This window comes from Roseateles sp. P5_B10 (assembly GCF_056400485.1).
This window is the reverse complement of record NZ_JBFULE010000111.1, coordinates 1-11,558: the sequence shown is the minus strand read 5'-3', so window position 1 is coordinate 11,558 and position 11,558 is coordinate 1. Positions and strand designations below refer to the sequence as shown.

At 67.0% G+C, this 11,558-nt stretch carries 9 protein-coding genes and 1 pseudogene; 2 read left to right on the top strand and 8 right to left on the bottom strand.

The window, feature by feature from the left end; translation table 11 throughout:
- From AC1DU6_RS10070 to AC1DU6_RS10035, 8 genes and pseudogenes are all read right to left on the bottom strand, one after another.
- Window positions 1–1,325: glycoside hydrolase family 2 TIM barrel-domain containing protein (locus AC1DU6_RS10070; protein ID WP_477856991.1), on the bottom strand; the 1,325-nt coding region annotated here is incomplete at its 3' end.
- A gap of 50 nt (window positions 1,326–1,375) precedes the next feature.
- A pseudogene (locus AC1DU6_RS10065) lies at window positions 1,376–1,522 on the bottom strand (cellulase family glycosylhydrolase); the annotation flags it as partial.
- Between the two features lie 57 nt (window positions 1,523–1,579).
- On the bottom strand, window positions 1,580–1,816 hold the full coding sequence (locus tag AC1DU6_RS10060) for a hypothetical protein (RefSeq protein ID WP_457321854.1): 237 nt from the start codon (window positions 1,814–1,816) through the stop codon (window positions 1,580–1,582).
- A gap of 14 nt (window positions 1,817–1,830) precedes the next feature.
- The gene (locus tag AC1DU6_RS10055) at window positions 1,831–3,465 is read right to left on the bottom strand and encodes a DUF5597 domain-containing protein (RefSeq protein WP_477856989.1); all 1,635 of its coding nucleotides are present in this window, start codon (window positions 3,463–3,465) and stop codon (window positions 1,831–1,833) included.
- A 29-nt stretch (window positions 3,466–3,494) separates the two neighbouring features.
- A complete protein-coding gene (locus AC1DU6_RS10050; RefSeq protein WP_235531799.1) occupies window positions 3,495–4,760 on the bottom strand; it encodes a glycoside hydrolase family 27 protein in 1,266 nt (421 codons plus the stop codon).
- Between the two features lie 518 nt (window positions 4,761–5,278).
- Window positions 5,279–6,331, bottom strand: a complete 1,053-nt coding sequence (locus AC1DU6_RS10045) for a LacI family DNA-binding transcriptional regulator (protein ID WP_477856987.1) — start codon at window positions 6,329–6,331, stop codon at window positions 5,279–5,281.
- A 369-nt stretch (window positions 6,332–6,700) separates the two neighbouring features.
- Complete coding sequence (locus AC1DU6_RS10040) at window positions 6,701–7,795, bottom strand: DNA glycosylase AlkZ-like family protein (protein ID WP_457389598.1); 1,095 nt, start codon at window positions 7,793–7,795, stop codon at window positions 6,701–6,703.
- Window positions 7,779–9,539: a diguanylate cyclase domain-containing protein gene (locus AC1DU6_RS10035; RefSeq protein ID WP_477856985.1), complete on the bottom strand. Its 1,761-nt coding sequence runs from the start codon at window positions 9,537–9,539 to the stop codon at window positions 7,779–7,781. Before AC1DU6_RS10035 ends, AC1DU6_RS10040 begins: the two co-directional genes overlap by 17 nt.
- A gap of 161 nt (window positions 9,540–9,700) precedes the next feature.
- Here AC1DU6_RS10035 and yajC point away from each other — a divergent pair, with 161 nt between their 5' ends.
- Entirely contained in the window at window positions 9,701–10,024 is a 324-nt protein-coding gene (yajC, locus tag AC1DU6_RS10030; RefSeq protein ID WP_056205313.1) for a preprotein translocase subunit YajC, read from the top strand.
- An 81-nt stretch (window positions 10,025–10,105) separates the two neighbouring features.
- Window positions 10,106–11,558, top strand: a 1,453-nt coding sequence (gene secD / locus AC1DU6_RS10025; RefSeq protein WP_477856983.1) for a protein translocase subunit SecD, incomplete at its 3' end; no start/stop codon positions are given.

Below are 11,558 nucleotides of genomic sequence, written 5' to 3'. Positions count from 1 at the left end.
GCCCATTCCTCGTTGCCCACCGACCACAGGATGACCGACGGGTGGTTGCGGTCGCGCCGCACCATGCGCTCCAGCTCGTCGCGGATCTGCGGCGCGGTGCCCATCATGCGGTGCTCGTCGATGACGAGGATGCCGAGGCGGTCGCAGGCGTCCAGCAGCTCGGGCGTGGCCGGATGGTGGGCCGAGCGGATGGCGTTCACGCCCATGCCCTTGAGCATCTTCAGCCGCGCCTCGTGCATGGCGTCGGGCAGGGCAATGCCGATGCCGGCGTGGTCCTGGTGGTTGTTGACGCCGTGCAGCTTGACGTGGCGGCCGTTGAGGAAGAAGCCGGCGTTGGCATCGAAGTGGATCGTGCGGATGCCGAAGGGCGTGTCGTAGCTGTCGACCACGCGGCCGCCGCTCTTCACATGGGTCGTCAGCGTGTAGCGCTGCGGCGTTTCCAGAGACCACAGCTGCGGCGCCGTCACGCGCAGCGTCGCGGCCACGTCGGTGCTGGTGTCCACGCCCACGCGCCTTGCCGGTACGCTGGCGCGTGCGACGACGCGCCCGGCGGGGTCGCGCAGCTCGTGCTCCAGGCTGAAGGAGGCGGGCGCCTTGCCGTCGTTACGCACCGTCGTGTCGACGGCCACGTCGGCGCGGCCGCCCGTGACCGTGGCGCGCACGGAGCTGCCCCAGTGGTCCACGCGCAGCGGCTCGGTCTGCGTCAGCCAGACATGGCGGTAGATGCCGGCGCCTTCGTACCACCAGCCTTCCTGTGTGGTGGCGTCCACGCGCACCGCGACGACGTTGCGCCCGCCAAAGTTCAGGTAGTCGGTGATGTCGACGTTGAAGCTTGAGTAGCCGCTGGCCTCGCGGCGCAGGTAGTGGCCGTTGACCCAGACCACGCTGTCACGGAAGACGCCGTCGAACTCCAGCGCGATGCGCTTGCCGCGTGCCGACTGGGGAAGAGCCAGCTCACGGCGGTACCAGCCGACGCTGTTCTCGGGGAAGCTCCGGCCGATGGCCTTGGAGCCATGCAGCGAACTGCCGCGCGCGTCGAAGGGCAGTTCCACCGCCCAATCGTGCGGCAAGTCCAGGCGGCGCCAACTGCGGTCGTCGAAGTCGGCCCCCGCAGGGCCGTCGCCAAAGCCGGCCTTGGCGAAGAAGAAGGAGCCCGTGCCGTGGTTGAAGTCCTGCGCCGGGTCATGCGCATGGCCCAGCGCAAAACGCCAGCCGTCATCGATGCGGGTGCGCTGGCGCGCGCCATCAGCGGCAGTGGCGCTGCCGACGGCAAGGGCCAGTGCAAGGRCCCAGAAGACCCAGGAGAAGGGGCGAAGTGGTCTCATCTTGATGTTTGACGTTGGGGTCATGGTTTGCTCGGATTCGCTTCGGCTGCCTATCGCGGCCAATGCAGCAGGCCAGCGTTGCGGGCATAACCGACCACCTCGGTGACGCGTGCCATGAAGGTCGGGCTGATGTTGCCGTTGGCGTCGGCGTACTGGTTCCAGCTGGCGGGAATGCGCACGGTCTTGAGGCAGGCCGCATGAAGGTGCTCGGCCGGTTGTCTCCTCCGGACACGAGCGTTATTGAAGGATGTGGCTCAGTGCGTGGACCTACATCCCGACAACGACGACGGACTTGGGCGACAGTTCCAGCACCGGGCCTTGCGGGCCGGCATGGCGGAGAACGGCACCGGTGTGATGACCTGCGGCTGCTCTAAGGTGTTGTGCGCGTCCATGGCGACTGCGGTCAGCAACTGGCCCTTGGCTGCGGGTGTGAGGTGGGTCGTCACTCGGATCGCGGTGCCGTCACCAAAGGGCAAAACGCGCTCGGCCATGACGCTGTTGCCCTTCAGCGCGCGCGCGCCATCTTGACCTTGAGCATGATGGGCTCCGCCATCAGGTTCAGGCCGCTGTCGACCTGGTCGCCGTTCCAGACGCGCTCCATCTGCCAGCGGCCCTTGTCGTCAAAGCTGCCTTCCTCGACACGCAGCATGAAGCCGCTTGCTTGCGGCCCGCCTTCCATGCGCACGCGGGTGCGCTGGCCAACGATGAGGAACTCGTCGTCGCCGATCTGCGCAATGGCCACGCCGCCGCCGGGCTGTTCGGTGCCGGCCGGCCGCTCGTCCTTGCTGTCCCATGCAAGGTCCCAGAACTGCCATTGGCGGTAGGTCAGCTTGGCGACCCAGCCGCCCGGCAGTTCCAGCGACTGGGGCTTGCGGTCGTCGCCCTCAGCGGCGCCGCGCGTGCGGCCCTCGAAGGCCCACTGCGCCCACTGGCGCTGGATGGGCCGGAAGGCGCCGAAGACGCGTGCGAAGGGCTCGACCATGGTCTTGTCGGCGCGCTTGGAGCCCAGCGGGAAGTTGGCGTAGTTGAAGTAGTCCAGGCCGAAGGGCGCCACACCCAGGGTGCCGCGGCCCAGCGCCGCGTAGATCCAGCGCGCATAGCCCTCGGCATTGCCGATCTCGGGAATCCACAGCGCGTTGTCCGGCCGCTGGTACAGGCGCATGTTGGCCTTGATCCCCTCGGAGTTGGGCGTATAGATGTCGGGCGCGACGATGTCGATGGCGGGCGCGGCGGCCTTGTAGATGTCGATGACGTCCCAGACCGGTCCACCGCTGGCGAAGTTGCCCTGCCATGGCTTGGGCGGCTGTTCCAGCGCCTCGCGCAGCGCGCCGTTGACGTACATCGGCAGGTCGTAGACGGCGCGGCCGGCCTTGGCGATCTCGCCGATGTAGCGGGCGATGGCCCAGGCGTGGAAGTACTCGTCGGCGTAGTCGCCATAGACCTCGCGCCAGTTGCCCGATGCGGCGGCCTTGGGCTTCTGACGCGCCGCCACTTCGGCGGGCACCGGCTGCTCGAAGGCCGCCTGGGCGGCTGGCGCGAAGTCGCGCACGAGGCCGTAGGTGCCGGCCTCGTTCTCGACCTGAACCATCAGCACGGTGCGCTCGGTCGCGTCGATCTTCTTCAGGTGGGCCATGAGCGCCACGAAGGCGCGCTTGTCGGACTTGAGCGTCTCTTCGCCGAAGGGGCTGAAGCAGAAGTTGGCCTTGCCGTCGCGGTCCAGCATGGAAGGGAAGCGCTTCCCATTGAGCTTGACCCAGTCGGGGGTGTACGAGCCGCCGGTGTTCTTCCAGGTCGCGAACCACAACAGCACGAGGCGCTTGTCCTGCTGCCGCGCTTCCTTGACCAGGACGTCGAGGAAGCTGAAGTCGAACTGGCCTTCCTGGGGCTCGACCTGCTGCCAGGCCACCGGCATCAGCACGGTGTTGGCATGCGCATCGTTGGCCGCGGCCCAGACCTTGCCCAGGGCTTTGGGGTAGTTGCTGGAGTTGTGCGCCTGGGCGCCGAGCATCAGGAAGGGTTTGCCGTCGACGAGCAGGGCATGTTGGCCGTCGCRCTGCACGAGGCGCGGGGCTTCGGCGGCGCTGACGGGCGTGATCAGCACTGCGGCGAGCAGCGCCGCGATCAAGGCGGCCTTCTTCATGGGTGACGCTTTGCGCGGCCCTGCGCGCCTTACGGTTTCGCAGGGCCGGTCAGGCGCAGCATCAGCACGCTGTGTGGCGCCAGCCGCGCTTCCAGTTTGCCGCTGGTGTCGCCCGTCTTCTTGCTCCACAGGTCGGACCAGCGGTAGACGGCCTGCTTGAAATCGACCGATCGCTTGCTCAGGTCATCGCCCAGGACCTGCTTCTTCCAGTCATGGTGAACGTCGGCAGGCTGGTTGGAGCGGTTCAGGAACATCAGTGCCCAATCCCCGCCGTCGAGCGGCTTGGCATAGAACTCCAGTGGGCCGTCGACCAGAACGCGGAGCGCCTGCACACCCAGCTTGTCCTGGCTCACCGCGATCACGCCGGGGTTGGTCAGGATGCGGCGGGTCGACTCGGACATGGAACGCAGGTCGTTGCCCAGGATGAGGGGCGAGGCCAGCATGGCCCAGATCGACAGATGGGCGCGGTCTTCATCCTCGCTCATGCCATTGCCCACTTCGAGCATGTCCATATCGTTCCAGTGGCCGGGCCCTGCGAAGTTGCGCAGGTTGGCGTCAGCGTGCTTGTCGAGGATGCGCAGCACGCCCAGACCCGTCGAGAAACCGGGATTGAACTGGCAGTCGAAGCAGTTGTAGATGTCGGGCGTGGTGCGCCACAGATGCCCGACCTTGCCGGCCCACTCCCACGGCTTGCTCATGCCCCATTCGCAAATGCTGAACACCATCGGACGGCCCGTCTTGGCGATCGCGTCGCGCATCGTGGTGTAGGCCGGTTCGGCGCTCATGCCTGGGGTGTTGCACCAGTCGTACTTGACGTAGTCGATGCCCCAGCGCGCATAGACCAGCGCATCCTGATATTCGTGGCCGCGGCTGCCGGGACGGCCGCCGCAGGTGGCATCGCCGGCATCCGAGTAGATACCCAGCTTGAGTCCCTGGCCATGGACATAGTCCGCCAGCGCTTTCATGCCGGATGGGAAGCGCTTGGCGTCGGGCTGGATGTTGCCCTCGGCGTCGCGCTGGCCTTGCCAGCAATCGTCAATGTTCACGTACTGGTAGCCGGCGTCCTTCATGCCTGACTTGACCATGGCATCGGCGGTCTCGCGGATCAGGCGTTCGTCGATATCGCAGGCAAATTTGTTCCAGCTGTTCCAGCCCATGGGCGGGGTGAGGGCCAGGCCTTCAGCCTTTTGTGCCCAGCTATTGCCTGCCGCGCCAAGGAACAGGGTCAGCGCCGCGACGGCCATCATTGCCCAGCTGTGGAACAGCGTCTTGTGTGTTGTGTGCTTTGTTTTCATTTCCGGATCACTCTCAGTTCAATCAGTTGCAGGCAGCAATCGGCCGGCACGCTTTGGCCTCGCCACCACCGCCAGGCTCGGCTGGATGGTGGGCGACACGACAAGATAGGCCGCCACGCGCACCAGGTCCGGACCGTCCAACAGAACGCTTTTGGTCATACCGCGTAGATGGAAACGCACGCCTTCCGCCGTTCGGCGCCAAGCACAACCGTCGGACCACGCGTCCGCCGGCAGATTCCCGGCAGCGTCGAGCGCCGAAGGTTGCTGCCCTGTCGCGCGCGTCGGCGAGCGTGCCTACTAACGCGCAGGCCAGCACTCCTTCGGAGAAATTGTTGTGTTCGTCCTGGCCCAGGAACATACGGCTCTCGTTGCTTTTGCGGATTGACTAATCGGTTGACCAATTCTTAATTAACCGATTAATCAGCTGTTCAAAAAAGGTGCGGCCACGCCGCACGCGCATCTTAAATTGGTCGACCAGTTAAGCTGACTAGGGGAAAACCTAGCCACCTCCGCACGTGTCAAGGGATGGTCAGCGGCTCGCTCCGCGGTCCTGGCAAGGTCCGCCTGTGGACGATCTCGACGGGCAGGACGATGTCGCGAGGGCCCTCGTAGGCCTCGCCACGGCGCTGCGCCTCGATCAGCTGCATCAGGGCCTCGACCGCACGACGACCTATCTCAAGCAGGGGCTGGCGCACGGTCGTCATGCCCAGTGCGCGGGCCATCAAGGTGTCATCGAAGCCTGCAATGGAGATGTCCCGAGGAACGCTCAACCCGCAGCTCTGCAGCGCCTCGATGGAGCCGAAGGCGATGTCGTCGCTGCCACAACAGACGGCCTCGGGCAACGGCTGACCGCGGTGCCGTTGCAGCCATTCCCGCATGGCCTGCCTACCCCCTTCGGCGGTGAACCACGTGCGGATCAGATGGTCGGATGCAACTTCCACTGCGGCTTCGGCATGGGCGCGCAGGAAGCCATCGACACGGACGTCCGCGCCCTTGACGTTCACCGGACCACCCATGCAGAGGATCCGGCGATAGCCAAGCTCGAGCATGTGGCGTGCAATGGCATAGCCGCCTGCTTCATCGTCGGCCTCGACGTTCACCTGGGCCTGCAATAGCGGGCCAGCGTGGATCGTGACCATGGGCGTATGCGGTGGCAGCCAAGTCGTGCTGTCATCTTCCAGCTGACGCGCCAGCACGACGAGCCCGTCGACGCGTCCGTCGCACAACGCAGGGATGCGCTTGGGCGCTTCTTCCCAGCCGCCGAGCGGAAAGATGGATGTGCTCTGTTGGGCTTGCGTCGCGCCCCGCACGACGCCGTTGAAAATTTCCAGGAAATAGAGGTTGGGCTCCTCATTGGCAATGTTGGCGACGAAGCCGATGGCATTGGTGCGTTGAAACGTCAGCGCACGCGCGGTCGCGTTGGGCCGGTAGCTCAAGCGCGCCGCCGCCGCGAGGACCCGTTCACGCGTCTCGACCGACACGCGCGTCGAACCCTTCGCACCGCTGAGCGCGGAGGACGCCGCCGCACTAGAAACCCCCGCTTCTCGCGCGACGTCAGCAAGCGTGGGCAACTTGTGACGACGGCTCTTCGGCGGCTTGGACGGCTGGGGTATCGGAGCGGACACTTCCGGGGCTGGAGACGGGGCGAGGCACTCTAGCATCGCGTCTGGCTGGAGCCGCTGGAACTGCTCGAGTCCTTCAGTCGAATCAATGCTGCCAAGGCAGCTCTGTGCTCACCTTCGCCAGCTTGCGGCCGACCGTGGTCACTGTCGGACCTGACGTCTTCGTGGCTGATGGTCGTCAACGAAGGCCGTTAACCTATGTGGTCAGAGCCCGATCCTCGCCATTTGCAGGCTGACTTGCTGGTGAAGAGGCTTTCCGTGACATGGGACCGTCAGTTGCTGGCCGCTAGCCGCCCCGTCAAGCACCCGTCCTTCGCATCAGCCGGCCTCGACCCCCAAGAACTCCGCCAGCCGCGTCCGCTCCACCTCCAGCGCTGGTTTGAAGGCCGCGTCGCGGGGTGCGCGGCCGGCCACATAGCCGCAGTCCACTTTCAGTCGCCCGCCCTTCACGCTGGCATTGGCCCAGCCGACGACCTGGTCGCGCCACAGCAGCGGCAGTGCGTAGTGGCCGCGCACCCTCTTGGCCGCTGGCGTGTAGGCCTCGAAGCGGTAGGCCCAGCCCCACAGCAGCTCGAAACGGCGGCGGTCCCAGACGACAGGATCGAAGGGCGCGAGCAGTCGCACCTGCGAGGGGATGCGCCAGCCGCGTGTCGGGTCTTCATTCGCCGGCCAGTACCAATCCACGCCGCCGATGTGCGTGTGCGCCAGGCGTTCCTTCGCGCGGGCGATCGTCGCCGGCGCCAGCTCGCGCCACTGGTGGGCGCCGTGGAACAGCATGCGGATGAGCTGGGACAGGCTGCCGGCCGGCAGGGGGGCGTATTTCTGCACCAGCACATCGGCCAGCGCGTCCATGGCCGTCTGCGGGTCGGGGTGGGCTTCCCAGGTCGGACCGAGTCGGTAGACGCGCGTGCCGCTGTCGCGCCGCACGACGTCGAGATGGCCGCGGTAGTGCAGGCCATCCAGCAGCTCGGTGGACAGCCGGCTGTTACCGCCAAACCAGTTCTTCACCGGTCCGTGGCCCAGCGCCGCGTCGACCTCGGCGGGATGGGCCTCGCCCAGGCGCTCGACCTCGGCCAGCACGGCGTTGGCGAGCTTCCAGCGCGGCTTGTCCCACACACGACGCGTCGTGCGCGGGTGCATCAGCGCGCGCAGCTCGGGCGTGACGAAGCCGTAGTTGATGAAGAAGTCTTCCTGCAGCGGCAGGCGCGGGTAGCGGCGCTCCAGGTCGCCGGCGCGGTAGTCCTTGACGCGGTGGCGCAGCGTCAGGTCCTGCGCCCTGGCTGGGGCGCGCAGCGGGTCGGCCTGCACAAAGCCACCGAGCTTCTCGACGGCCTTGACCAGGGTGGTGGGCGTGAACAAGCTGCGCGCGACGGCATGGCGGCGCAGGGTGCTGAGATCAAGGCTGGCGGGCATCGCTAGGCGGGGGCTRCTTGCGGGCGAACATGTCGGCATCGGCATGCCGGAGCAGGCTCTCGGTGTCCTGGCCGTCGTCGGGGTAGAGGGCGATGCCGAAGCTTGCCGCCACCTGGAAGTCGGCCGGTGCCAGGCCCGCCAGGCTTTCCAGCGGCATGCGCATGCTGGCCTCGAGGTGGTCGCGCGCGGCTTCGGCGTCGGCGCGGTTCTCGACCGAGTCCAGCAGCATGACGAATTCGTCGCCGGCATAGCGGGACACGATGTCGCCGATGCGCACGCCGGCCCGCAGCCGCTGGCCGACCTCCTTCAGCACCGCGTCGCCCACGCCATGGCCAAAGCGCTTGTTGACGTCCTTGACGCGATCGAGGTCGACGAACATGACGGCGAAGGGCCAGCGGTCACCGCGGCGGCGCTGCTGCAGGATGCGGTCCTCGATGCGGCGCAGGATGGCGCTGCGGTTGGACAGGCCCGTCAGCTGGTCGGTCAGCAGCCGCCTTTGCATGTCGGCAAAGCTGCGCGCGAGTTCGCCGAGTTCGTCGGTGCGGTGCACCTCGGGCGGCTCGTCGAGCACGCCCTCGCCCACGCGCCGGGCGGCGTCGGCCAGCTCGCGCAGCTCACGGGTGACGATGCCCAGCACCGCCCAGCCCAGGCCCAGGGCGATGACGACGCCCAGGCCCGCGAGCACGCCGGCCTGCACGAAGTTGCGCTGCACGCCAACCAGGAAGTCGGCGCGCGGCACGGCGACGATGATGAGCCAGTTCAAGCCCAGGGCAGGGTCGACGCGGGCATAGCCGAGCTGCACGACGCGGCCATCGGCATCGGCAAAGCTCGCCGTGCGCGGCGCGGTGCCCAGGGCCTCGGCGCCGGCCGCCGTGCGTTGGCGCACTGCCTCGAAGGCGGCAACAACGAGGGCGTCGGGGCTCTGCGCGGCGTTCAGCCTTTCGTGCTGGCCGACGACCAGCGTCTTCATGTGTGCGCCGCGTGACACGCCGACGAGTTGCCCATCGCCTTCCACGACCATGGCGACGGCGTTCTCGCTCAGCGCCAGCCGCTGCAGCAGGGCATTGACCTGCTTGAGCGACAGGTCGGTGGCGGCCACGCCCTCAGGCTCGCCGACGTCGTTGCCCACGCGCTTGGTGCGCGTCGTGACCAGATCCAGGGTCTTGAAGTCGATGTAGACCGGCGTCCAGCTCAGCGGCGCGGGGTTGGCCAGTGCGGCCTGGTACCAGGGGCGCTCGCGCGGCTCGAACACCTTGTCCTCGGTGACCGGCGAGCGCATGTCGCCGGTGATACCGCTGAGGCGGTAGATGGTGCGCGGGCCGGTGCCCGCGGTGCGCACGCGCAGCTCGGCCTCCAGTTCGGAGAAGCGCCACAGGCCAAGGAAATGACCCTGGCGGTCGCCGTAGTAGACGTAATTGTTGGGATCCCGGTGCACCGAGGTCGCCAGCCAGAAGCGGTTGCGCAGCGTGTCCAGGTCGCGGGGCAGGTTCTCCGGTGCCGACAGGCCGGTGGGGAAGGCCGCCTCCAGCACGGCATCGGCCCCGCCGACATGGCGCTCCAGCGACACGGAGATGCGGTTCACGGCCTCGACCAGGAGCTGGCCCGACAAGGTGTTCACCGTGTCGCGCCCGGCGCGCCAGGACAGCGTGCCCACCAGCAGCACCAGGCCCAGCACCAAGACGACATAGGGCAGCGTCAGCAGGCTGCGCAGGCTCAGTCGGTCGGTCAGCGCCCTGATCGGCAAAAGAGGAACTCCAGGCAGGTTGAATGTGGCGGCGGCAGGTTAGCAGGGGTGGGCGCCGCGGCGTAGCCCCTCGGAGCCCCGTCATCGGGGCGTTTGGCGCGGCGCACTAGAATTCAAGGTTGCCCTGCGGTTTTTGCGGCCGCCCACCCAAGGAATTCAACGTGTTCATCTCCAACGCCTACGCCCAGGCCGCCCCGGCTGCCGCCAGTTCCGACAACGGCCTGCTCGGCATGCTGCCCCTGGTGCTGATGTTCGTCGTGCTCTATTTCGTCATGATCCGGCCGCAGATGAAGCGCCAGAAGGAGCACAAGGCCATGATCGAGGCAGTGCAAAAGGGTGACGAGGTTGTCACGGCCGGCGGCATCATCGGCAAGGTCGCCAAGCTGGGTGACAACTTCATCCACCTGGAAGTCGCCAACGGCGTCGAGCTGCAGATCCAGCGCAGCGCCGTCACCCAGGTTCTCCCTAAGGGCAGCTTGAAGTAATCGGCCCTGCGCCCATCTCCCGGGCCACGGCCGCCCGGGCGCTGCTGATTACGCCGTGCAGGCGCATACAAGGAAGTCCCCATGAACCGCTATCCGCTCTGGAAGTACGCGATCCTGCTCGTCGCGCTGCTGATCGGCACTCTGTACACCCTGCCCAATCTGTTCGGCGAAGCGCCGGCGGTGCAGGTGTCCAGTGCCAAGGTGACCGTCAAGGTCGACAACTCGATGACCACCCGCATCGAGGCCGCACTGCAGCAAGCCGGCATCAAGGMGGACTTCGTCCAGTTCGACGGCAACTCGGTCAAGGCGCGCTTTGGCGACACCGACACCCAGCTCAAGGCCAAGGACGTCATCAGCAAGGAGCTCAACCCCAATGCTGCCGAGCCGACCTACATCGTCGCGCTGAACCTGCTGTCGCGTTCGCCGCAATGGCTGGCCAGCCTGCATGCCAACCCGATGTACCTGGGCCTGGACCTGCGGGGCGGCGTGCACTTCCTGATGCAGGTCGACATGAAGGCGGCACTGACCAAGAAGGCCGAGTCGCTGACCGGCGATGCACGCAGCATGCTGCGTGACAAGAACATCCGCCACGCCGGCATCAGCCGCGACGGCAACACGGTGGTCATCGCCTTTCGCGACGCCGAACAGCGCGCCGCAGCCACCGAGTTGCTGCAGACGCAGCTGCCTGATGTCGTCTGGACGCCGCAGGGCGAAGGCAGCGAGCTGCAGCTGTCAGGCAGCCTGGCGCCCAAGGCCCAGGTCGCGGTGCAGGACGCCGCCATCAAGCAGAACATCACCACCCTGCACAACCGCGTCAACGAGCTCGGCGTGGCCGAGCCCGTCATCCAGCAGCAGGGCGCCGACCGCGTCGTCGTGCAGCTGCCCGGCGTGCAGGACACGGCCAAGGCCAAGGACATCATCGGCCGCACCGCCACGCTGGAGCTGCGCATGGTGGACGACGGCAGCGAGTCGCTGGAGGCGCTCAAGGGCAACGGTCCCGTGCCCTTCGGCACCGAGCGCTTCATCGACCGCGGCTTCGGCCCCATCATCGTCAAGCGCCAGGTGGTGCTGACCGGTGACGCCCTCGTCGATGCTCAGCCCGGCTTCGACGAGAACCACTCGCCGTCGGTCGACCTGACGCTGGACGCCAAGGGCGCCCGCATCATGAAGGACCTGTCGCGCGAGAACGTCGGCAAGCGCATGGCCATCATCCTGTTCGAGAAGGGCAAGGGCGAGGTCGTGACGGCGCCGGTCATCCGCAGCGAATTGAGCGGCGGGCGCATCAAGATCAGCGGAGCGATGACGACCCAGGAAGCCAGCGACACAGCCCTGCTGTTGCGCGCCGGGTCGCTGGCCGCGCCGATGGAGATCATCGAAGAGCGCACCATCGGCCCGAGCCTGGGCAAGGAGAACATCGAGAAGGGCATCGCCAGCGTCACCTGGGGCTTTGCCGCGGTGGCCGCCTTCATGTGCGTCTACTACCTGCTGTTCGGCGTGTTCTCGTCGCTGGCGCTGGGCTTCAACCTGCTGCTGC